This window comes from Christiangramia flava JLT2011 (assembly GCF_001951155.1).
In the GTDB taxonomy this organism is placed as follows: Bacteria; Bacteroidota; Bacteroidia; order Flavobacteriales; family Flavobacteriaceae; genus Christiangramia; species Christiangramia flava.
Window position 1 is genome coordinate 2,878,926 of the sequence record NZ_CP016359.1, and the last position, 23,105, is coordinate 2,902,030.

At 44.3% G+C, this 23,105-nt stretch carries 21 protein-coding genes and 1 pseudogene; 15 read left to right on the forward strand and 7 right to left on the reverse strand.

Translation table 11 applies throughout. The features are described from left to right. Nucleotides 1-194: 194 nt before the first annotated feature. The gene (locus GRFL_RS12620; protein ID WP_083644967.1) at nucleotides 195-557 is read left to right on the forward strand and encodes a CoA-binding protein; all 363 of its coding nucleotides are present in this window, start codon (nucleotides 195-197) and stop codon (nucleotides 555-557) included. Here the strand turns inward: GRFL_RS12620 and GRFL_RS12625 are convergent. Then, on the reverse strand, nucleotides 537-1,967 hold the full coding sequence (locus tag GRFL_RS12625; RefSeq protein ID WP_083644968.1) for a sodium:solute symporter: 1,431 nt from the start codon (nucleotides 1,965-1,967) through the stop codon (nucleotides 537-539). The genes GRFL_RS12620 and GRFL_RS12625 overlap by 21 nt on opposite strands. A gap of 79 nt (nucleotides 1,968-2,046) precedes the next feature. Here GRFL_RS12625 and recR point away from each other — a divergent pair, with 79 nt between their 5' ends. The 13 genes from recR (at nucleotide 2,047) to GRFL_RS12690 (ending at nucleotide 12,019) form a co-directional block, all read left to right on the forward strand. Next, nucleotides 2,047-2,667, forward strand: a complete 621-nt coding sequence (gene recR, locus GRFL_RS12630) for a recombination mediator RecR (RefSeq protein ID WP_083644969.1) — start codon at nucleotides 2,047-2,049, stop codon at nucleotides 2,665-2,667. A 192-nt stretch (nucleotides 2,668-2,859) separates the two neighbouring features. Beyond that, nucleotides 2,860-4,200 (forward strand): dihydrolipoamide acetyltransferase family protein, encoded by a 1,341-nt coding sequence (locus GRFL_RS12635; RefSeq protein ID WP_083644970.1) that lies wholly within the window; start codon nucleotides 2,860-2,862, stop codon nucleotides 4,198-4,200. A 111-nt stretch (nucleotides 4,201-4,311) separates the two neighbouring features. Next, complete coding sequence (locus tag GRFL_RS12640; protein WP_083644971.1) at nucleotides 4,312-5,088, forward strand: 3'-5' exonuclease; 777 nt, start codon at nucleotides 4,312-4,314, stop codon at nucleotides 5,086-5,088. A 2-nt stretch (nucleotides 5,089-5,090) separates the two neighbouring features. After that, complete coding sequence (locus GRFL_RS12645; protein ID WP_083644972.1) at nucleotides 5,091-6,029, forward strand: carboxypeptidase-like regulatory domain-containing protein; 939 nt, start codon at nucleotides 5,091-5,093, stop codon at nucleotides 6,027-6,029. Then, a complete protein-coding gene (locus GRFL_RS12650; RefSeq protein WP_083644973.1) occupies nucleotides 6,029-6,643 on the forward strand; it encodes a fumarylacetoacetate hydrolase family protein in 615 nt (204 codons plus the stop codon). Before GRFL_RS12645 ends, GRFL_RS12650 begins: the two co-directional genes overlap by 1 nt. 5 nt (nucleotides 6,644-6,648) lie before the next feature. Continuing rightward, on the forward strand, nucleotides 6,649-6,990 hold the full coding sequence (locus GRFL_RS12655; protein WP_083644974.1) for an Hpt domain-containing protein: 342 nt from the start codon (nucleotides 6,649-6,651) through the stop codon (nucleotides 6,988-6,990). After that, complete coding sequence (locus GRFL_RS12660; RefSeq protein WP_083644975.1) at nucleotides 6,987-8,246, forward strand: competence/damage-inducible protein A; 1,260 nt, start codon at nucleotides 6,987-6,989, stop codon at nucleotides 8,244-8,246. Before GRFL_RS12655 ends, GRFL_RS12660 begins: the two co-directional genes overlap by 4 nt. 159 nt (nucleotides 8,247-8,405) lie before the next feature. Continuing rightward, entirely contained in the window at nucleotides 8,406-8,645 is a 240-nt protein-coding gene (gene rpmB / locus GRFL_RS12665) for a 50S ribosomal protein L28 (RefSeq protein WP_083644976.1), read from the forward strand. 20 nt (nucleotides 8,646-8,665) lie between these two features. Then, nucleotides 8,666-8,848: a 50S ribosomal protein L33 gene (gene rpmG / locus GRFL_RS12670; RefSeq protein ID WP_083644977.1), complete on the forward strand. Its 183-nt coding sequence runs from the start codon at nucleotides 8,666-8,668 to the stop codon at nucleotides 8,846-8,848. Between the two features lie 8 nt (nucleotides 8,849-8,856). After that, the gene (locus tag GRFL_RS12675) at nucleotides 8,857-9,009 is read left to right on the forward strand and encodes a DUF4295 domain-containing protein (protein WP_083644978.1); all 153 of its coding nucleotides are present in this window, start codon (nucleotides 8,857-8,859) and stop codon (nucleotides 9,007-9,009) included. A 137-nt stretch (nucleotides 9,010-9,146) separates the two neighbouring features. Continuing rightward, nucleotides 9,147-10,100: a signal recognition particle-docking protein FtsY gene (ftsY, locus tag GRFL_RS12680; protein ID WP_083646120.1), complete on the forward strand. Its 954-nt coding sequence runs from the start codon at nucleotides 9,147-9,149 to the stop codon at nucleotides 10,098-10,100. A gap of 4 nt (nucleotides 10,101-10,104) precedes the next feature. Then, nucleotides 10,105-11,742: an amidase family protein gene (locus tag GRFL_RS12685; protein WP_083644979.1), complete on the forward strand. Its 1,638-nt coding sequence runs from the start codon at nucleotides 10,105-10,107 to the stop codon at nucleotides 11,740-11,742. Next, entirely contained in the window at nucleotides 11,735-12,019 is a 285-nt protein-coding gene (locus tag GRFL_RS12690) for a hypothetical protein (RefSeq protein ID WP_139839230.1), read from the forward strand. The genes GRFL_RS12685 and GRFL_RS12690 overlap by 8 nt, the downstream gene beginning before the upstream one ends. Here GRFL_RS12690 and GRFL_RS12695 read toward each other — a convergent pair. Continuing rightward, nucleotides 12,012-13,088, reverse strand: coding sequence for a serine hydrolase domain-containing protein (locus tag GRFL_RS12695; RefSeq protein ID WP_083644981.1), 1,077 nt, complete (start codon nucleotides 13,086-13,088; stop codon nucleotides 12,012-12,014). The two genes, GRFL_RS12690 and GRFL_RS12695, sit on opposite strands and share 8 nt — an antisense overlap. Nucleotides 13,089-13,191: 103 nt before the next feature. Between GRFL_RS12695 and rimO the strand changes: the two genes are divergently transcribed. Then, the gene (gene rimO, locus GRFL_RS12700) at nucleotides 13,192-14,547 is read left to right on the forward strand and encodes a 30S ribosomal protein S12 methylthiotransferase RimO (RefSeq protein ID WP_083644982.1); all 1,356 of its coding nucleotides are present in this window, start codon (nucleotides 13,192-13,194) and stop codon (nucleotides 14,545-14,547) included. 460 nt (nucleotides 14,548-15,007) lie between these two features. Here rimO and GRFL_RS12705 read toward each other — a convergent pair. The 5 genes and pseudogenes from GRFL_RS12705 to GRFL_RS12725 form a co-directional block, all read right to left on the reverse strand. Further along, a pseudogene (locus tag GRFL_RS12705) lies at nucleotides 15,008-16,064 on the reverse strand (class I fructose-bisphosphate aldolase). An 83-nt stretch (nucleotides 16,065-16,147) separates the two neighbouring features. Continuing rightward, a complete protein-coding gene (locus tag GRFL_RS12710) occupies nucleotides 16,148-16,834 on the reverse strand; it encodes a TVP38/TMEM64 family protein (RefSeq protein WP_139839229.1) in 687 nt (228 codons plus the stop codon). A gap of 84 nt (nucleotides 16,835-16,918) precedes the next feature. After that, the gene (locus GRFL_RS12715; RefSeq protein ID WP_083644984.1) at nucleotides 16,919-19,741 is read right to left on the reverse strand and encodes a M16 family metallopeptidase; all 2,823 of its coding nucleotides are present in this window, start codon (nucleotides 19,739-19,741) and stop codon (nucleotides 16,919-16,921) included. A 6-nt stretch (nucleotides 19,742-19,747) separates the two neighbouring features. Continuing rightward, entirely contained in the window at nucleotides 19,748-22,222 is a 2,475-nt protein-coding gene (locus tag GRFL_RS12720; protein ID WP_083644985.1) for a M14 family metallopeptidase, read from the reverse strand. Between the two features lie 61 nt (nucleotides 22,223-22,283). Next, complete coding sequence (locus GRFL_RS12725) at nucleotides 22,284-23,078, reverse strand: carboxylesterase family protein (protein WP_083644986.1); 795 nt, start codon at nucleotides 23,076-23,078, stop codon at nucleotides 22,284-22,286. Between the last annotated feature and the right edge of the window lie 27 nt (nucleotides 23,079-23,105).

Here is a 23,105-nt window from a genome sequence, read left to right on the forward strand (position 1 = left end):
ACCAAAAAACGTTCTTGTTACAGGATTTTTGAAAAAACCTGCATTCTTTTTACGGAATGCAGGCATTTAGCAAAATCATCTGTATTAACACTAACCATCAAAATTGATACATGATGATCTGCAAGAACCGGTTCTCAACATATAGACTGCCCAGAAAAAATATTGTTACACATAATTTTATTTAAATTTGGAATATGAAAAAGAAAACACTTGTTCTGGGAGCTTCCCTGAATCCTTCTCGTTATAGCAATCTGGCCATTCATAAACTTGTTAGCAGCGGGCAACCGGTTGTGGCGGTAGGTCTGCGGAATGGAGAAGTAGCAGGCGTGAATATCGAAACCGAAAAAATGCCGTTTGAAGACGTAGATACGATTACTTTGTACCTGAATGCCCGCAGGCAGGAGGAGTACTACGATTATATCGTTTCGTTGAAGCCTAAAAGAGTCATATTCAATCCAGGCACTGAAAATCCCGAATTGTACCAGATCCTCCGCAAAAACAGAATCGCTTTTGAAAATGCCTGTACCCTGGTAATGCTATCTACGCGCCAGTACTAAACCTAAAAAGGTAAGCAACCCATTCAGGATCAGTATAAAGAATCCAAATTCAAAACCAAACCATTGCAAACTGTTTATGCTGATAAAGTATGACAGGATCGGTGCGGCGAGCGCTATGACCGGTACCAAAGCATCTCTAACTTTCCATTTGGTAAACAGTCCAAAAGCATAAAGCCCCAGTAAAGGTCCATAGGTGTAACCGGCAAACTGGAAGAGCTTGTTGATCACGCTTTTATCGGCTATCGCGTAATTGAATATCAGCATCACCACAATAAGAACCAGCGAAAACAGGATGTGAATGCGTTTCCTGATGCGTACCTGTTTTTCCTCGCTATATTTTTTATCAATTTCGAGGATATCTATACTGAATGAAGTCGTCAAAGCGGTCAAGGCGCTGTCGGCACTGGAATATGCGGCAGCAATAAGACCAAGGAGAAAGAAAATAGCAACTGCCAGCCCAAGTTTTCCGCTCATGGCAATGGCAGGAAACAGATCATCTTTGGTTTCAGTAATTCCATTTACATCCGCATAGTCTGTTAGCAGCACGCCGAGGGTTAGAAAACAAAGGTTGGCCACGACCAGTACAATGGTAAACCAGAACATGTTTTTCTGGGCATCTTTCAGCGTTCGACAGGTCAGGTTTTTCTGCATCATATCCTGGTCGAGACCGGTCATTACGATGGCGATAAAGGCTCCGGAAAGGAATTGTTTTACGAAATGATCTTTGCTACGCCAGTCGTCAAAAAAGAAAACCCTGGAATAGTTGCTTTCGCTCAGGTAATTGAAAATATTGCTTATCTGAAGGTCTTTGGAGATGAAATAGATGGTGATGCCCAACGCCAGCAGCATGAAAAATGTCTGAAGCGTATCGGTCCATACGATGGTCTTGATTCCGCTTTTGAAGGTGTAGAGCCAGATTAGCAATATGGTGATCGAAACAGTGACGTAATAGGGCACGCCCATCGAATCGAAAACGATCAGTTGCAGCACATTCGCAACCAGAAATAACCGAAAACTGGATCCCACCACGCGCGATAACAGGAAGAACGAGGCGCCAGTTTTATACGAGGCAATCCCGAAGCGATCACCCAGATAGGTGTAGATAGAAGTGAGATTCATTCTGTAATACAGCGGTAACAATACCTGCCCAATGACCGCATACCCGATGGTATATCCCAAAACGACCTGGAAGTAGCTGAAATTGTCACTTTCCACCGTTCCCGGAATCGAAATAAAAGTGACTCCGCTCAGGGAAGCACCAATCATTCCGAAGGCTACCAGGTACCAGGGCGCCTGTTTGTTGGCCCGAAAAAATTCTGAATTGCTTCCGCCTTTCCCGGTGAGGTAGGAAATGAGCACTAAAACGCCAAAATAGGCAGCTATGAGGAGCAGGACTTGGTATGGTTGCATAGACTGGTGTTAGGAGCGGCAATTTACAAATTAAGCTTTAGCTAAACTCGTCAGCCAAAAAAATCATAAATTCGCGGGTATGGATTTTTCTTCAAAATTGCTGGAGCAGGCTGTAGATGAGATGTCGCAATTACCGGGAATCGGGAAAAGAACCGCGCTTCGATTGGTTTTGCATTTATTAAAGCAACCGGCTTCCCAAACCCAGGATCTCAGCAATGCCTTATTGGATCTTCGGAATAACATCAAACTGTGCAGGAATTGTTTCAACATCAGTGACACCGAAATTTGTGAAATTTGCGCCAATCCTTCCAGAAATGCTGAAATTGTGTGTGTAGTTGAAGATATTCGCGATGTGATGGCGATTGAAAACACCGGGCAGTATCGCGGTCATTATCACGTGCTCGGCGGAAAGATCAGCCCAATGGATGGCGTGGGGCCTTCCCAGCTTACCATAAAACCGCTGATCGAGAAAGTTCAGGCAGGCAAGGTTGAAGAGATCATTTTCGCTCTGAGCAGCACTCTGGAAGGTGATACCACGAATTTCTACATTTTCAAACAACTCGAGAACACGCCGGTAAAAACTTCTACGATCGCCCGCGGAATTTCGGTTGGTGATGAACTGGAATACGCTGATGAGGTGACGCTGGGAAGAAGTATCACCAATCGTGTTCCTTTCGAAAATAGCATGAAAGACCAGTAGCCTCTAGGCTTAAAGTTTCTTAAAGGTTTTCAATTCCCTTGCTGAAATCGTACTTTTAGGGAGAATTTGAATTAATTTCTGAATAGTGAAAATTCAGCAAATGGAAGTTTTATTGATTTTTTAATATTTATAAAGCTGAAATTTAATTAAATTCGCAAACCGAATAACAAATACAACACCTCTATTAATAATATGGCAAAATTTGAACTGAAATTACCAAAAATGGGAGAAAGCGTTGCGGAAGCAACTATTACCTCATGGTTAAAAGAAGTTGGCGATACCATCGAAATGGACGAGCCGGTGCTGGAGATCGCTACCGATAAAGTAGATAGCGAAGTGCCCAGCGAAGTAGACGGCAAGCTCGTGAAAATACTTTTTGAAGCTGATGACGTGGTGAAAGTAGGGCAGACCATCGCGATTATTGAGGTTGACGGAGATGTAGAGGAAGATGTGACCGAAGAAGCTGAAGCTGGCGAGGACGAGGAAATTCCGGAGCCAAGCTCGAAAGTAGCTGAAACCGTGGAAGTGGCAAAAGCGACCGCTTCTGCTGAAACTTCTGGGGAAGATTATAATTCCAGCGAACGTTTTTATTCTCCGCTTGTAAAAAATATTGCCAAGGAAGAGGGAATTTCCGCAGAGGAACTGGAAAAAGTGGAAGGTACCGGCAAAGATGGCCGGGTGACCAAGCATGATATCCTGGCGTACGTGGAAAATCGAGGTAATCAGTCTGCCGCTTCGAAAGGACAACCTGGAAAGGCAATTGCCGATAAAGGTTTGTCTTCTTCCGTAGCGAAAAGTGAAGACCCTGTGGTGACTGGCGAAGATCAGATCATCGAGATGAGCAGAATGGGGAAAATGATCGCTCATCATATGCGAAAAAGCGTGGACACTTCGGCACACGTGCAGTCGTTTATCGAGGTAGATGTGACCAATATCTGGAACTGGCGTAGCAAACATAAAGCTGCATTTCAGCAGCGAGAAGGGGAAAAGCTAACCTTTACCCCAATTTTCATGGAAGCGGTAGCGAAAGCGATCAGGGATTTTCCTATGATCAATATCTCGGTTAGTGAAGACGGTAGCAAGGTCATCAAAAAGAAAGATATCAACCTGGGGATGGCGGCAGCGCTTCCAGATGGAAACCTGATCGTTCCGGTGATCAAGAATGCTGACCGACTCAATCTTGTTGGAATGGCAAAGGAGGTGAACGATCTCGCCAACCGTGCAAGGCACAACAAACTCAAGCCAGATGAGATCCAGGGCGGAACATTTACGGTAACCAACGTGGGAACTTTTGGCAGTATTATGGGAACACCAATCATCAATCAGCCACAGGTAGCCATTCTGGCGCTGGGCGCAATTCGCAAAATGCCGGCGGTTATCGAAACTCCGGAAGGTGATTTTATAGGGATTCGTTACAAGATGATCCTTTCTCACAGTTACGATCACCGGGTGGTGAACGGAGCGCTCGGAGGTCAGTTTGTACAACGAGTGGCCCAGTACCTGGAAAATTTTGACAAAGACCGCGAAGTGTAAATACTTCAGAATAAGAATTGCAGAGCCACGATCTTCGTGGCTTTTGCTTTTTAGAGCCCTGCGTACTTTTCCCAAAAGCATTTTATAGTAACTTTACCAAAAATTTGATTTATGGAGCTTCAACTCACCAAGCCAATTTGTTTTTTTGACCTGGAAACTACCGGAACGAACATTACCAATGATCGCATTGTAGAGATCGCGATCCTGAAGGTTTTTCCTAATGGAAACAAGGAGAGTCACACCTGGCTGGTGAACCCGGAAAGGCCGATTCCCGCTGAGGTGGTAGCCATCCATGGAATTTCAGATGAAAAAGTGGCCAACGAACCAACTTTCAAAGAACTGGCCTCGAAGGTGCATGACCTGATCAAGGGCTGTGACCTGGGCGGGTATAATTCGAACCGTTTTGATATTCCGCTGTTGGTCGAAGAATTGCTTCGTGCCGGGATCGATTTTGAAATGAAAAATGTGGTCGCCGTTGATGTACAAACCATTTTTCATAAGAAAGAACAGCGCACGCTCTCTGCAGCTTACCAGTTTTACTGCGGAAGGGATCTCGAAGATGCACACAGGGCCTCGGCAGATACCGAGGCGACCTATGAGGTACTCAAGTCGCAATTAGACAAATATGATGATCTTCAGAATGATATGAAGTGGCTGGCAGATTTTAGCGCGCGTAAGCGTTTCGCTGATTTTGCCGGATTTATTCACTACGACAAGAAAGGAAAAGAAGTATTTGGTTTTGGAAAATATAAAGGTAAGAACGTGGAGCAGGTGCTTGAGGAAGAACCGGGTTACTTTGGCTGGATCCAAAATGCCGATTTCCCGCTTTACACCAAAAAAGTATTAACAGCCATCAAACTGCGGAAACTGAACAATAAACTTTCCTGAATTTGAGAATTTTTATCCTGCTTCTTCTGCTCTCAGTTAGTGCGGTTGCGCAAACAAGCCTCATCAAGGGGCGGGTGCTGAGCATGGATACGAAAAAGCCGCTCCCGTATGTGAACATGGTGCTCACTTCCAGATCGCTGGGGGCATCAGCCAATAAAGACGGATTTTACGCGCTCCAGGTGCCAGACAGTATCATGAATGAAAAGATCAGGCTCACTTACCTGGGTTTTCAGTCAAAGGAGGTAACATTGAACTCCTTGGCGAAAGGTCTGGTGTACCTGTCGCCAAAAACGGAAGAATTGAGCGAGGTTTTTGTGGGGAAGATACAACGCAATACACGTTACACCCAGAAACCCGACTGGAGCTTGCAAACGATTGGAATTGGCAATCTGAACGGAGGTTTGTACCCGTCGGTGCTGGCGAGGAAGATCGAAAAACCGGAAAAATTCCAGGACATTTGTTTTCTCGAAGAATTGACCATCTATTTTTATCAAACTTCAGATCAAAAAGGAATTGCTCCCAAATTCAGATTGCATTTTTATAAAGTAGCTAAAAACGGGCAACCCGGTGACGAAATTCCCGGTGGAAAACTGCTTACCAAAGCTTCGGGAAAATCCAGGATGAGACTGGACCTGCTGAAAGAAAAGATCCGTATTCCCAAGGAAGGGATATTTATTGGTCTCGAGCACCTGTTTATCAAGGAAAACCAGTTTTCCGAGGTCAAAGACTATATCATTAATGACAGTCTGGTCGCAACCAACTATAAAACCACCAAATATGCACCCATTTACCTGGGATCGCTGCAGCCAAGATTTTACGACAATGCAATTTATTACTACGGGCCCGGCGGTTGGGTGCGAATAGAGAACTGGGACCTGAGCGCTAAATTCTTCGGAAATAAAATACCTTCCCCTGTGTTTAAACTTAAATTTACCGACTGATGAAAATTATTTGTGTAGGCCGAAATTACACCGAGCATATTGCGGAGCTGGCCAATGAAAAGCCGGATGAACCAGTTTTGTTCATGAAGCCCGATACCTCGGTTTTACTGAAAAAACAACCTTTTTTTATCCCAGATTTCTCTACTGATGTGCATTATGAAGTAGAGGTTCTGGTCAGGATCAACAAAATTGGGAAACACATTCAGCCGAAATTCGCCCATAAATATTATGAGGAGATCGGGCTGGGTATTGACTTTACGGCGCGTGATCTTCAGCAAAAACTGAAGGAAAAAGGGCTTCCGTGGGAAAAAGCCAAAGGCTTTGACGGAGCCGCGGTAATTGGTTCCAAGTGGATCAATAAAGCCAAATTAGGTGATGTGGACCATCTGGATTTTAGGCTTGAGAAAAATGAGGAGGTGGTGCAAAAATCAAATACCTCTCATATGTTGTGGAAAATTGACGAATTAATTGCCTATCTTTCCACGTATTTCACCCTGAAAATCGGGGATGTCATTTTCACCGGAACGCCTGCTGGCGTTGGCCCGGTGGCAGCCGAAGATCAGTTAACCGGATTTTTGCAGGACAAGAAAATGTTTTCAATAAAAATAAAATAGAATACATGAGTAGCTATAATCTTGACGAAGTGAAAGAAATGGCAGGCGGCGATGACGATTTCATGGTCGTGGTAGTGCAAACCTTTCTCGAAGAGATTCCGCCGGATGTTGCGGCTATGAATGATGCCATAGAAAATGATAATCCGTCGCTGGCGTACCAGTATGCCCATAAAATGAAGCCCAATCTTCAATTATTTGGCCTGAATCTTATGGAGCAGATCAAGATTATCGAAGCCTGGTCCAAACACGGGCAGCGCAAGGATGAGGTGCCGGAAGCTTCTGCAGCGATCACCAAGAAAGTAGATGTGGCGATCATTGCGCTTAAACGAGATTTTGAGCTGGAATGACCGCGGAAATCATTACGATTGGGGATGAGATCCTGATCGGGCAGATTATTGACTCCAATTCGGCTTATATTTCGAAGGAGCTGAATAAGATTGGTATTTCGGTTTACCAGATTACCTCCATACAGGACGAGCGCCAGCATATTCTCACCGCTTTAAAAGAAGCTGCGGAAAGAGTTGATGTGATCCTGGTGACCGGTGGACTCGGTCCTACCAAAGACGATATTACCAAAAAATGCCTGCTGGAATTTTTTGATGATCAGCTCGTAAGAAATGAGCAGGTACTTCGGCATATCGAGAATTTGTTCGAAAAATATATTGAAACTCCGATCTCAGACCTTAATCGGGACCAGGCTCTGGTTCCTTCCCAAGCCACTGTGCTTCATAACGAATATGGTACCGCTCCCGGAATGTGGTTTGAAAAGGATCGGAAGGTCTTTATTTCCATGCCCGGGGTGCCATATGAAATGAAAGCGCTGATGGCGCGGGAAATCATCCCGCGGCTTACAGAAACTTTTTCTCGGCCGGTGATTCTTCACAAGACAGTAATGACCTACGGCCTTGGGGAAAGCGCCATTGCCGAGAAGATCGAAGATTGGGAGAATGGCCTGCCGGAATTCATCAAATTAGCTTATTTGCCTAATCTTGGGCGTGTACGGCTTAGATTGAGTGCCAAGGGAAAAGATCGAGAGGTGCTCGAAAAAGCTATTGAGCAGGAGGTGCAAAAACTGCATGGCATCATTGGCGATATCATCTATGGTTACGAAGAAGAAAACGCCCTGGAAGAGACTATCGGGAGAGTTTTGAAAGAAAATCGCTGGACGCTGGCTACGGCAGAAAGTTGTAGCGGTGGTCGCCTTGCCTCTTTATTTACGGAACATCCCGGTGCTTCGGAATATTTTATGGGAAGCCTGGTTTGTTATGCCACCCGTTCCAAGGTGGAAATTTTAGGGGTAGAGCAGGAGCTGGTCGATCAATTTTCAGTGGTAAGTGGGGAAGTGGCCGAAGCCATGGCACAAAAGGCACGTGAAAAAATGCATGCTGATTTTGCTATTTCCACTACCGGAAATGCCGGACCTTCGAAAGGGGATAGCGATGCGGATGTGGGAACAGTTTTTATCGGAATCGCCACACCTTCAGGAACTTATTCTGAGAAATTCAATTTCGGGAATCATCGGGAAAAAGTGGTGGGCAAAACCGTTAATAAGTCGATGGAATTAATCCTGAAGGCTATTCTGCACGAAAAAGAAAGTCAGTAGAAAACTTTTAATTTTGGGAACTCCTGTGAGCGCTGTAAATTTGCCGTCTTCCGAAGAAAAAACGAAGCTCAAATTTTTTTTCGATAATTTGTTGTCTGTTAGGATAAAAAATCGTTAATTTGCAGCCTGTTTTGAAATAACGAGAAAAGTATAGAAGCAATGTCAAGAGTTTGTGAACTTACCGGGAAAAAAGCTATGGTTGGGAACAATGTTTCTCACGCGATGAACAAGACGAAGCGTAAATTTAACGCGAATCTTGTAAAGAAGCGTTTTTATATTCCTGAAGAAGACAGATGGGTAACTTTAAAAGTATCTACATCTGCATTAAAAGATATCAACAAGAAAGGAATCTCTGCCGTGATTAAAGAGGCAAGAGCTAAAGGATTTCTTAAGAAATAATCCGATAAAAAACATTCAAAATGGCAAAGAAAGGTAACAGAGTTCAGGTAATCCTTGAATGTACAGAACATAAAGCATCTGGGCAGCCAGGTACTTCAAGATACATTACAACAAAGAATAAAAAGAATACACCGGATAGACTGGAGTTGAAGAAATTCAACCCTGTTCTAAAGAAAATGACGGTTCATAAAGAAATTAAATAATTTGAGTCATGGCAAAGAAATCAGTAGCATCTATTCAAACAGGATCTAAGAGATTAACCAAAGCAATCAAAATGGTTAAATCTGAAAAGACCGGTGCCTATACTTTCGTAGAAGCGATCATGGCTCCGGAGGACGTAAACGACTTCCTTAACAAGAAATAATCATTCCGGAAGCGGAACAAACTTACTTTTAGAGCCGTTCAGATTTTCTTCTGGACGGCTTTTTGTTTTTATGTATATTTATGCCACAATCAGAAGGTTTACAGCCTTCTTTGTTGTTTAACACCTGCCGAAAAAACATGAGTTTATTTAAAAAGATATTTTCAAAAGAAAAAAAAGAGAACCTCGATAAAGGCCTCGAAAAATCGAAGAGCAGCTTCTTTGATAAAATGAGCAAGGCGGTCGCCGGTAAGTCTAAAGTTGATGAGGAAGTACTGGATGACCTGGAAGACGTGCTGATTAGCAGCGATGTGGGCGTGGCTACAACTATTAAGATCATCAATAGAATTGAAGAGCGAGTAGCACGCGACAAATACCTGGGCACCGATGAGCTGAACCAGATCCTTCGTGAAGAGATCGCCGCATTGCTTTCTGAAACCAACACCGGGGAGTATTCCGAATTAACGATTCCAAAAGATAAACGCCCTTATGTGATCATGGTGGTGGGAGTAAATGGCGTAGGAAAGACCACTACCATTGGGAAGCTGGCTCATCAGTTCAAAAATCAGGGTAAAAAAGTGGTGCTTGGCGCTGCAGATACTTTCCGGGCTGCCGCGATAGATCAATTGCAGATCTGGGCAGATCGCTGTGATGTGCCCATTATTAAGCAGAAAATGGGTAGCGACCCGGCTTCCGTAGCTTTTGATACCATTCAACATGCCGTAAAAATGGATGCCGATGTGGTTTTAATCGATACCGCAGGCCGACTTCATAACAAAGTGAACCTGATGAAGGAACTTTCCAAAGTCAAAAGAGTGATGCAGAAAACCGTTGCTGAAGCGCCTCACGAAGTGCTATTGGTTTTAGATGGTTCCACAGGCCAGAACGCTTTCGAACAGGCAAAACAATTTACTGCGGCTACTGAAGTAACCTCGCTGGCCGTAACCAAATTGGATGGTACTGCGAAAGGTGGTGTGGTGATTGGTATAAGCGATCAGTTTCAAATCCCGGTCAAATATATTGGCGTGGGCGAAGGCATCAATGACCTTCAGGTTTTCAACAAATTCGAATTTGTAGATTCTTTCTTTAAATAATAGCATGAAAAAACTTTTACTTCTTTTTATAGCCGGTAGCTTGCTTGTTTCCTGCAAGGACGATAAAAAAGCAGATACTGTTTCCGAAGAACAAAATGTAGAGAATCCAAGAGATACCATTAAAGAAATGGACTTTAAGGTGGTCGATTCTAAATTTATCGATAATGATAGTCTTTGGAAGCCTTTTGAAAAAGACCTGGACAGCATGACTGCGGAAGTATATGAAGAAGTAAGAGGTTACGTCTATGAAAAATCCATCCCGGAGATTCAAGAAGCCGTCTCAGCCGGAAAGCTTACCTACGAAGAGCTCGCATTGTTCTATCTTACCAGGATCAGGGAGTATGACCGCAATAATGACTTTTCTCTGAATTCGGTTATTTCTCTCAATCCAAACCTGCTGGCGGAAGCACGGCAAAAAGATGAGGACCTTAAAAATGCAAAAGATCCTCATGCGATATACGGAATTCCTGTGTTGCTAAAAGATAATATCGATACCGAAGCTATGGCTACCACCGCCGGAGCTGCAGCTCTCCAAAATAACCAGACCCAGGACGCTTTTATCGTGCAAAAACTGAAAGAAAATGGTGCGCTGATTCTAGGAAAAGCAAACCTTAGCGAATGGGCTTATTTCTTTTGTGGCGATTGTCCCAGCGGCTATTCAGCGGTTGGCGGGCAAACGCTCAATCCTTACGGAAGAAAGAAATTCGATACCGGTGGTTCCAGCAGCGGTAGCGGTGTGGCCGTGGCGGCAAACCTGGCGCCGGTTGCGGTAGGATCAGAAACCTCGGGGTCGATACTTTCACCATCCAGCCAGAATTCGATTGTAGGTTTAAAACCGACAATCGGCTTATTAAGTCGTGGCGGAATTGTGCCAATTTCCAGTACCTTGGATACACCTGGCCCCATGACCCGTACGGTGATAGATAATGCGATCTTACTTTCAGCGATGTCTGGAATTGATCCGGAAGACCCCGCTTCTGAAATGGCGGCCAAACCCGCTTTTGATTATACTGAAATTACCCAGGCAGACCTTAGCGGTAAGCGCTTCGGTGCTATTATACGACTGATGGAAGACAGCCTGTACGTTCGGGCGATCAACGACCTGAAAAAGGCCGGGGCAGAAATAGTGGAATATGAGGCTGAAGAGATCAATTTGCCCAATTTCGTGCGCCTGCTGAACCTGGATATGAAAAAAGACCTGCCATCTTATTTTGAAAACTACGGTGGGGATGTTGGTTTAAAAAATGTTCAGGATGTTATGGAATATAATTCTGAAGACACCCTGAAAAGAGCACCTTACGGGCAACGATTATTCCAGGGAATTGTAGATGATTCAGCTTCCGAAGAAGATTTTGCCGCGATCAAGGACACGTTGAAGACCAATGGAACGAGATTCCTGGAAAAGCCGATGAGGGAACATAACCTGGATGGAATCCTTTCCATCAATAATTACCATGCTGGTTTTGCCGCAGTGGCAAAATATCCTGCGATTACGATCCCTATGGGTTATACGAAGGTTGGCGCTCCAAAAGGACTTACCATTATCGGGAAACCTTTTTCTGAACAGGACCTGTTGAAATGGGCCTATGTGTACGAGCAGGAAACCAAACGCCGAAAAACCCCACAGGATTACGATGAGTAAACTCTCGCAGCGATACCTGGTTACGATCTCCAAGATCATTTTCTTTTACAGCATTTTCTATATTGTTATGAAATTACTGGCGATCTTCCAGGGAGCCTGGCTCTACGCGAATCTCATACTCTGCCTCCCGTATCTTATATTCACGGCTGTTGGATTGTACATCCTTAAAAACGACAAATATCACTGGGCTTATGTCATTGCCGGGATCATCGTGATCAGCGCCATCCGGTATTTTGAGAAAGACTGGATGTTGCAGTTGCACCAGTATTTTAATTGATCATTTTCTGGAGTTTTTCCCAGAGCTGGTCATCGTAGGAACTTAGCCCTAGCTGTGTTTCTCCCGCACTGGCTCCCATTCTCACCACCACCAGCTTAAGACTTTTGCTGATATATAATTTCTGGTCATTGGCACCCAGACCTGCCACGAGGTCATCAGGGGCATTTGGAATAATGGAGCCTTGAAACGAACTACTGCTCTGCGGAAGCCGGAAACTACTTTTTCCATTGAGCCACCAGAGGTAGCCGTATGAAGGATTTAAAGGTTGGCTCGTATGAAGCATTTCCGAAAAATAGGATTTATCGGTCATAATTTCAGCATTCTTCCAGTTTCCCTCGTTAAGACAAAGTAGACCAAAGCGAGCCATACTCCTGGCATTGCTGAAATACACGTAATTATAACCTAAAGTGATCCAGGCACCGTTCATCCCAATTTGGTCTCTGAGCTTCTCATTGAAATAACTTCGGAAATCTTTGTTCACGGCATTTTCAATAATATCCTGCGTAAGCGTATATGGTGCATTATGGTAGTACCAGAAAGTTCCGGGTTCATTGAGGTAGGTAAGACATTCCGGGTCATAACAAAAAGTATCGCCCTGGTAATCCAGCCCGGTGGTCATAGTAATATGGTTCCAGATGCTGATGTGAGCTTCCTGTTCAGCGGTAAGACTACTCCAGCCGGCGCCAAGATATTTTTTGGAACTTTCTTCCAGTGATAAATAACCTTCTTCCTGCGCAATGCCCATCAGGAAAGCGGATAGAGTTTTTCCGGCAGAATTCCATGGGAGATTGGAACTGCTGTCTTCACCGTTTCCATACCATTCCAGTGCGATTTTGCCATTTTTCAGAATTATAAAAGCTTTGGTGCCACTGTTGTCCAGGAAATTGATCAGATCATTAATATTTTCGGTATTCCAACCTAAGTCTTCAGGAGAAGTGCTTTCCCAGTTTTCCGAATCTGGAAAATAGAGTTCCTGTTCCGGTTCGGGCGTGGCCGTAGTATCACCTTCCGAAGAACAGCAGGTGAAAAGGGACAATATCCATATGAAAATCAGGATCCTGTACTTCATTTTGAAAAACGGTTGTGAAACACGAAGTTACTTCAAAAGTTTAATCGGCTTAAAATTAGGTGTATAAAAATTACACCTTATCTTTGCACACCAAAATTTTTGCATGAGAACGAAATCGAGAAAGAAGAACCGGATCAATGTGGTGACCCTTGGCTGTAGTAAGAACGTGTACGATAGCGAGGTGCTCATGGGCCAGTTGAAGGCCAATAACAAGGATGTGGTACATGAAGAGGAAGGAAATATCGTGGTGATCAATACCTGTGGTTTTATTGACAATGCCAAGGAACAATCGGTCAATACCATTCTCGAGTTCGTGGAGCGCAAGGAACAGGGTGAGGTAGACAAGGTCTTTGTGACGGGCTGTTTAAGTGAACGTTACAAGCCAGACCTTCAGAAGGAAATTCCAGATGTAGACCAGTATTTCGGAACTACCGAATTGCCAGCTTTGTTAAAGGCCCTGGAAGCCGACTATAAGCATGAACTCATTGGGGAGCGATTGACTACCACTCCCAAAAATTATGCGTATCTAAAAATTGCCGAAGGCTGTGATCGACCATGTTCGTTTTGTGCTATTCCATTAATGCGCGGAAAGCATAGAAGTACTCCGATAGAAAACCTGGTCAGAGAAGCTGAAAAACTGGCTGCCAATGGAGTAAAAGAATTGATTCTTATTGCCCAGGATCTGACCTATTACGGCCTGGATCTTTATAAAAAGAGAAACCTTGCCGAGTTGCTGGAAAACCTTGTGAAGGTTGAAGGTATTGAGTGGATCAGGCTTCATTATGCCTTTCCAACCGGTTTCCCGATGGATGTGCTGGAGGTGATGAAAAGAGAGCCGAAAATCTGTAATTACCTGGATATTCCACTGCAGCATATTTCTGATGATCTTCTGAAGTCGATGCGTCGTGGAACCACGCATGAAAAAACTACAAACCTGCTGAAAGAATTCCGTAATCGCGTTCCGAAAATGGCCATTAGAACCACCTTGATTGTGGGTTATCCCGGTGAAACCGAAGCGCATTTTCAGGAGCTGAAAGAATGGGTTAAAGAAATGCGTTTTGAAAGACTGGGTTGTTTTACCTATTCTCATGAGGAAAATACGCATGCTTATAATCTTGAGGATAACGTTCCGGAAGAGGTGAAGCAGGCACGGGCAAATGAAATTATGGAGATTCAGTCACAAATTTCCTGGGAACTGAACCAGCAGAAGATTGGAGAAACCTTCAAAGTAGTTATTGACCGTAAGGATGGGAATTATTTTGTTGGAAGAACCGAGTTCGACTCGCCAGATGTGGATAATGAAGTATTGATCGAAGCTTCGGAAATCTATTTGAAGACCGGTGAATACTATGACATTCAAATCACGGAAGCGGCTGATTTTGACCTGTACGGAGTCCCGGTGAATGCGAACGTGGAAAAGCCAAAACGCAAACCACTTCAGGTACGAACCGGAAACTAAACATGGAGTATTTTTGGTCATGTTGGAATAAACCAATTGGAAATGACCAGAATATAAAGGCATCTCAGTTTCTTTAAAAAGAATTACTGGCTAATTCCTGGCTTTGTATGGCTTTCTTTAGCTGTAGGAATGTTATTGACAAAAACGCCTGTAGAATTTGCAGGGAACCGCTATTTCATTGTTCCCGGATTGTACCTAGTAACAGCAATTCTCTACTTCATCAGCGGATACCGGCAGGAGACTACTGAATAAATAGAGTGGAACAAGGAACAAATTACCGTAAAACTCTATGCCAAAAAGAGAAAGAAATACCAGTTTTCAGAAATAAGGAACGTTACGATTTCCGATAACAAATAAATTATTTAATTGCGAGACACATCTAGAACCATGTTGGAATTGAAAAATTTTCAATCCGAAGATATTTCCAGGTTTTATAAAGAATTTGGTTCTGCCGAAATGCTTACGCAATAGTGACCTTTTCTTCGAGATAAACCTGCTGGACGGCATTTAAAATTTCGACTCCTTCTTTTAACGGCCGCTGAAAAGCTTTGCGGCCCATGATCAATCCCGATCCACCGGCGCGCTTATTAATTACAGCGGTTCTTACCGCTTCGGAAAAATCAGATTCTCCTTCAGATCCACCACCAGAATTGATTAAACCAATTTTCCCCATATAACAGTTGGCGACCTGTAATCGGCATAAATCGATGGGATGATCGGTCGTGAGGCTGTCATACATTTCATCATCAAATTTTCCGAAGTTGATATTCTTATATCCGAAATTAGTAACAGGAAGTTTCTGCTTGATCACATCGGCTTTGATCGTCACCCCAAGATGGTTGGCCTGGCCGGTAAGATCAGCCGAAAAATGGTAATCTTCCTGTTTGGTCTTAAAGGCTTCGTTTCGCGTATAACACCAGAGAATAGTGGCCATTCCCAGCTGGTGTGCTTCTTCAAAGGCTTCAGCGATCTGGACGATTTGTTTATTGCTTTCTTCGGAACCAAAATAGATCGTAGCACCTACGGCCGTTGCGCCCATGTTCCAGGCTTCTTTTACCGTTCCGTAGGGAATCTGGTCGTATTTGTTGGGATAGGTAAGCAATTCGTTATGGTTGATCTTCACTACAAAGGGGATACGATGTGCGTACTTCCTGGCATGGAGCGCCAGCACTCCAAAAGTCGAAGCTACCCCATTACAACCTGCTTCGATGGCAAGCTTGATGATATTTTCCGGGTCAAAATAATCCTGATTCTTGTAAAACGAAAATGCGGCGGAATGTTCAATTCCCTGGTCAATGGGAAGAATATTCAGGTAGCCGGTATGAGCAAGATTTCCGTGATTAAAGCTGGGAAAGACTTTTTAGAACCTGCACATTTCGATCAGAATCCTGAAAATTCTCTACAGAATCAAACGAAGGCAGGCTAAGCCTGTTTCTCCTGATCTTCTCACAGGTATGGTCCAGGTAATACGATGATTTGTCTCCTAAGATTTGCTGAATTTTCTGGTAATAACTCATCATTTCAGTTTTTGGTTTCTGAAAATTAAGAGATTCTGAGGGTAGATTGTCTTATACCTATGGTAAAGAAATGATAAAAGCCGTTAAGATTTCTGTGGATATTTGTTTTTCCGATGGTCGATGTAAACATAAATTCCGTAGATCAGAATGCCCGCACCGCCAATCCAGTAAAGCCCGTTTTTCAGGGTATCCGTATCTTCCCCGAAATAAGCAATGGCAAATGCCAGCGGGATGATCCCGGCGAGGGTGGCGAGAATGAACTTGCGGTACTTCATGCTGAGCATTCCCGCGATGATACTGATGGCGTCGTTTGATAAAAAGGGAGAAACCCTGAAGATGGTAATGGTCCAAAATCCATAATTAGACACCCAGTATTCCACTTTTTTGTTCTTGGATTCCCCCAGCAGCTGTTCCAGGTGATCTTCTCCCAGGAATTTCCCCAGGTAAAAAGCAATGGTCGAAGCGCAATATACCCCGGCGATCGAAATAGCCGCACCACCCCAGAAACCGTAGGCAAGAACCGCCACAATCATGGGCAGCCAGGACGGGAAAATGACCAGGAAAATCTGCACCACCATCACCACAATGATTGCTAGCGGGCCCCAGAAGCCGAAATCTTTAAAATAGCTCCTAATCTTTTCCTTGTCTTCACTCCACAGAACATTCCAGGTTTTATTGATGAAATCCTGAAAATCGGGAATGATGAAATATGAGATTACCAGCAGCAGAATGATTCCCCCGGTAAGAAAATATGAAGTTTTCTTGGACAATTTTTTCGGTTTGGTGGGAGAACAAGATATAAAAAAGGCGGAAGAACCAACTCCCGCCAATGTTTAAAGCTTTGATAAAATTTGTTATTCTCCCGTTTCAGGATCTAAAAGAATGGGATCTCCCAGTCCCAGTTTCGAAAGTCTGTCTAATTGCGTTTCCGCATCACCAACGATCAGGAAATACATTTTATCAGGATTCACATATTTTTCTGCCAGTTCCTGAATTTGCAATAAACTCATATTGTTCACCAGACCTTCCTGTTTTTTGATGTAATCGTAATCATAACCATAATCACTGATCTGGCTGAGCATGTCCAGTTTGGCACCCAGGGTTTCAAATTTGCGGGCATTGCTTTTGACCATAAAACTTTTGGTAACTTCCAGGTCTTCGCCGCTAAAAGTTGACGGGTAATCTTCCAGGATCTGCTTGACCAGTTCGGCTGCTTCATATGTGATATTGCTGCGAACACCACTGGAGATCACAAAAGGCCCGGTGTAACTACGATCCAGGAATCGCGAACGAATTCCGTATGTATAACCTTTTCCTTCCCGCAGTTCCTGGGTGAGTCGGGAAGCAAATCCGCCGCCGCCAAGACGGTAATTCATCACTTCTGCAGGATAAAAATCTTTGCTTTTGGCGCTCATTGCCGGTGCTCCAAACATAAAGACCGATTGTTTGGCTCCCGGAACGTCATAAAAATAAACCCTTGAAGTTTCGGGTTTTTGTGGCTCCGGAATTTTAGGGAAGTCCACACTTACCGGCGCCCAATTTGCTGAAATGTTCCGAAGTGATTTAACGGCCTCCTCCTGCCTGATGTCCCCAACGGCCAGATAGGTCGCCACAGTAGGAGAGATGCTGATCTTGTAAAAATCTTTCACATCCTGAAGTTTCAGGTTTTCGATAGTTTCTGCGGTTCCAAGCTCGTTATAAGAAAGAATTGATTGCTCCCCGTAGATCAGTTTGCGAAATTCATTTTCAGCAATATCATTAGGGTCTGCCGCCTGCTGCTGTAACTGACTTAAAACCTGTTTTTTCAGCAATTCAAACTCCTGTTCATCCCAGCGTGGTTGCAATAATAATTCCTGAACCAGTTCCATGGTTTGCTGGTAATTTCGGGAAAGCGTATTTCCGTAGATCGAAATTTTCTCCGGTTGCGCTACGACATCTATGGAAGCACCCAGCATTTCAATGGCTTCCTCCAGTTCTGCCGGCGTTTTAGTAGCGGTTCCCTTTGTAAGCATTTCGGCCAGCATATGAGCCACGCCAGCAGTCTTTTTACTCTCGAGCAATTGCCCGCCTTTGATATCCAGGCTAAACTGCACCAGCGGAACTTCTGTATTGGTAATTCCAAGCACCTTCATTCCCGAAGGCATCAGGTCATCCCAAACTTTTGGCACCTGGAGTTCCGGGCTTCCGTGGTAAGGAGGTTCCACGCTTCGGTCAAAACTGGAAGGCGTCTTTTCATAAGTTACATCCTGGTTCGGGTCAACTTCCTCTTCCGCGCCTTCAACAATTTTCTCTTCCACGACCTTGGCTTCGGAAGAATTCTCGAGCGCAAGTGATTGCTGGCCTTTCGGTACAAAACTGGTCGCGATGAAGGCCTTGTTTTTTAGGTATTTTCGGAAGACCTCCAAGACATCATCAGCCGTAACGGCACGCATTTTTTCCACTTCCTTATTAATATAATTGGGGTCTTTGGCAAATATCTCGTATTGCGCGAGCTGAAAACCTTTTCCCAGTACACTGCTGATGGAATTGTAAAAGCGGGTTTCCAGCCCGGCCTTGATCCTTTTCAGGTCGCCCTCCGGAATTCCGTTTTGGTCGAATTCTGAAAAAACTTCCTCTATAGCCATAGCCACAGAATCCAGGTCTTTCCCTTCATAAGCCCGCACCTGAAGCATGAGTTGCCCGGCCAGTTCTGAAGTATAATCGTACATATTCACCCGGCCGCTTAACTGGTCTTCCTCAACGATCTTCTTGTATAAAGGCGCATTTTTCCCATCTGCAAGGTAGCTGGTAAGAATGTCCAGGGCATAAGAATCTGGATGGTACGAATACACCGAAGGCCAGGCCATAGTAAGTTCCGGCAATTTGGCGAAATTGTCTTCGTAATATAACTTTTTGGTTTTGGCCAGGCTTACCGGTTGCTTTTTCATTTCGGGGATCGCCGGGCCTCGTTGGATCTCATCAAAATATTTATGCACCCATTCTTTTGCCTGTTCCTTGTCAAAATCTCCTGAAATCGTCAGGATCACGTTGTTGGGAACATACCAGCGGTTGTAAAAATCCTTTACATCCTGAAGTGTAGCGTTCTGGAGATCTTCCAGGCTACCAATCACCTCCCAGGAATACGGGTGGCCATCGGGATAAAGATTTCTGTCGATCACATAAAAAGTATGACCGTATGGGCGATTATCTACCCGCTGCCTCTTTTCATTTTTCACTACCTGTTTTTCCTTTGCCAGAACTGGATCGGTGACTGTATTGATAAAATAACCCAGTTTATCGGCCTCGGCCCAGATCATTTTTTCTAATGCATCGTTTGGAACAGTCTGGAAATAATTGGTTCGATCACGGCTGGTGGAACCATTGGCCCCGGAGCCTCCAATACGGGCACTGAGCTTGTCCAGGCCGCCTTTTCCCAAGTTTTCAGATTCCAGGAAAAGCAGGTGCTCAAAGAGATGGGCAAACCCGGTACGGCCTTCTTTTTCTCTTGCCGAACCCACATGGGCAGTGAGAGCCACAGCGACCACGGGATCTGAATGATCCTGGTGAAGTATGACCTTCAGCCCGTTTTCAAGATTAAATGTTTCAAAATCAACAGTGAAATTCTGTTCCTGTTGGGAATAGGCCATGCTTACGAAAAGCATCAGGAAACAAATCGCACAATTTTTTAATAATTTCATAGCAGCTTAGTTATAAGAATATCCGGTTTTGTTGGTGAAAAATATGGCATTGGCGAAAAAGAGCTTTCCATTTTCCCAGAACGCCCGGAAAAGAGGGTTGTCAACCAGGTAAATTATACTCCCGCGACCCATTGGCTGTTCCCCGAAAACCAGGGAATTTTTCAGGTTTTTAATAGCGTTACTTCCGGCGAAACCGGAAACGACTTCCGGCTGTTGAATAACCCCCACGTTATTTCCATTTTTAAGGAAGGCATAGCTGTCGCTGGTTAGTTTCAAGCTAAAATAGGTATCGGGATAACCAAAAGCCAGCGGATGGGTATTGTCGATCTTTGTTCGAATGATACTGCCGGTAATCAGGTCTTTAATGCTTTCGCGTTCGCGCTGGGCGTAGGGGATAAGTTCCACTTTGGTCGAATCTTTCTTTGCCTGCTCGTTTTTGGTAATTCCGAAGCCTTCTTTTCCTTCAAATGCAGCTATGGCGTCTTCGAGCACGATCAGGTTTCCGCCTTTTTTCACAAAACTGCTGATCTTTTCCAGGTTTGATTCATTCAGAAGCGAACGATATCGTCCGGAAGGCATGATCAGCACATCAAATTCATCCAGGTCTACAGAAGAAAAATAGTCGGTATCTACTGGAGTGACAGGATATTGGAGATCCTGCTCGAAATAATACCAGATCTCACCAAAATTCAATGACGAAACGCCGTCACCTTTTAGCAGCGCCACTTTCTGAGGATTCAGGATGCTGATGCTGGAAGAGCCGAAATCGGGCCCGGAAGTGGAAAAACCGGTAGCGGCATTGGTCAATTTTCGCTTATGCTCATTGGCGATCGAAACCACTTTCTCATCAAAATCCTGTAGGTTCATGTTATCTGATTTCAGGATCACCAGGCTACCAGGCTCAAATTGCTCATTTTGACTGCTGAATGTTGTTTCGCTGAAACGAACTTTGATTTCCTGCTGAAGCAAAGCTGCTAGGAAAGCCGCATCGTTCATACTGTTCCATTTAGACAAATAACCAACTCCTGACGGATTCACGGTATTGCTGATGTTTCCGAAGTTTGCATTTTCACCTGCCTGAATGGTGCTGGTACTGGCCGTGGTGTTCAGGCCATAAGCATAGGGTAGGCTCCACGCCGTAATATCATAGGTAACTGAATCTGTCAGTTTTGTTTGTGGTTCGAAAAGCACTTTGACCATCTTGCCTTTAGGCTGGTTGGTAGAAACCACTAACGTATTTTTTTCAAAGTTTCCTGACTGGTTTCCTGCTTGCTGGTAGTTATAACCACTTAATTTTCCTGAATTTTTGTAGGAATAGGTGATCTCGTGACGATCCAGCAGTTCCGTCAGTTTCTGGAGACGATCGGCATTACCTGAAAGGGCATAGCTCTTATAACGAGAATCTGCAGTTTCAAAATACTTCCTGAAATTCGCCGATAGTTCGTCAGAGTTTTGAGAAGCCACTTCCACGGTGGAAATTCCGGTAGTAAAATGATGTTCGAGGCGATCTTTCAGAGTCAGGACGGCCGCTTCGTTCGTTTGGATCCCCAGGCCTGCCATGCCGTGTCCTGCCTGTTCGTAGGTCATTCCAATGGCTCCCATATAAGTTGGATAGGTGTCACCATAACTAGGGTAAAGCAGGTCAAATCGCTCACCGGTGAAGTATAACCAGCCATTTTGGTCGAAATATTTAGCATTGTTCTTTCCTATTCGGGTTTGAAAATCTCTCTGGAACGGAGTGATGATTTCGTGAAATGGCTCGGCAGCCGGTGCGAAATAATACGGATCGTTGATGTATTGTTCGTGAAAATCTACATGGATGTGCGGCATCCAGGCATTGTAAGCCTTTAACCTGGCTTGCGTTTCAACCTGCGTCGCCCAGGCCCAGTCACGGTTCAGATCAAAAAGGTAATGATTGGGTCTTCCTCCCGGCCAGGGTTCATGATGTTCGGCAGCAGCGGGATCGACATTGTAAGGCGCCGCCTTTACCTGGTTATACCAGTTCACGTAACGGTCGCGCCCATCTGGGTTGATACAGGGGTCTATGATCACAATGGTGTTTTTTAACCAATCCTGTTTCTGGGTGATCAGGGTATACAAGGTTTTCATCGCAGCTTCGGTGCTGGAAGCCTCGTTGCCGTGAACGTTATAGCTCAGCCAAACAATCGCCTTGTCGGTTGAGGAATCGGTGTTCGACACATTATTCAGGTGATTTTGCCTGATTTCTTCAATATTCTTAATATTTTCTTCCGAAGAGATCGTGGCATAGATCAGCGGCCTGCGCTCATTGGTTTGGCCATACTGGTGAAGCTGTACCATCGCCGATTTTTCTGAAATTTCCTCAAAATAATCCACCACCTGTGAATGCCGGGTGAACTGGCTGCCCAGTTCATAGCCGAGAAATTCTGCGGGAGCAGGAAGATTTTGGGAAGCAGCAATAAAAAAACTAAAAAGAAAGCTTAGGGTGTAAAAATGTTTCATTCAGGATTATTTCAATAATTAGTTTGCGGAACTCAAAATTAACCAAAAAGGGACTAATATTTTACCAGATTTCATTTACCAGCCAGTCTGCGGCATTTTCCACGTAAGGAACGTATTCGCAGGGCTCATTATGAGTAAGACCTTCAGCAACCTTTAAAGTTACATTACTACCGGCATTATTTGTAGCTTCTATCCATGCCTGAGTTTCTTCTAAAGGAAAATGTTCGTCATTTTCACCGTGAATTTCATAGAGAGGTGTGTTGATCTTACGGGCATTTCCGTCTGTCCCAAAGGTATTATAAGAGCTCGCCATGGGAATCCCGGCTGAAAAGATCGAGGGCTGCGTTTCGGAAAAGAACCAGGCCCCGTTGCCACCATTGCTGTATCCGGTTATGACGATCTTAGAAGTATCTACCGGAAGATATTTCACACTAAGCTCTATTAAGGTTAGGACCATTTCCTGGTTGCGTGTGCTAATCCACAGTTGGGCACCGGCATTCGGGCTCAAAATGATCGGGTCCAGACTTGCAAATCCTGGCTCTGCATAGCAACTGGTAGTTTTATGGGCGTTGGTATCCCCGCCAGATGCCCCGTGTAAATTTACGATCAGCGGGCGTTTATTAGTTGCCGAAGCACTTTCGGGAACAATTAGCCGAAAATTCCATTCATTGCTCACCTTGCTCAAAATGGCAAAATCATGTGTGCCAGCCGTAAGATCCAGCGCCTGGAAATCGGCTTCTACTTCAGCTGAGGTTCTGGTATCTGCGGGTTGCGGGGAATCGCTCTTACTGCAGGAGAGACTAGTGAGTATAAAAAATAGGGCTCCAATAATTACCCCGAATTTGCGTGTTTTCATAGTGATGACTTTTAAAGATGATTTGAT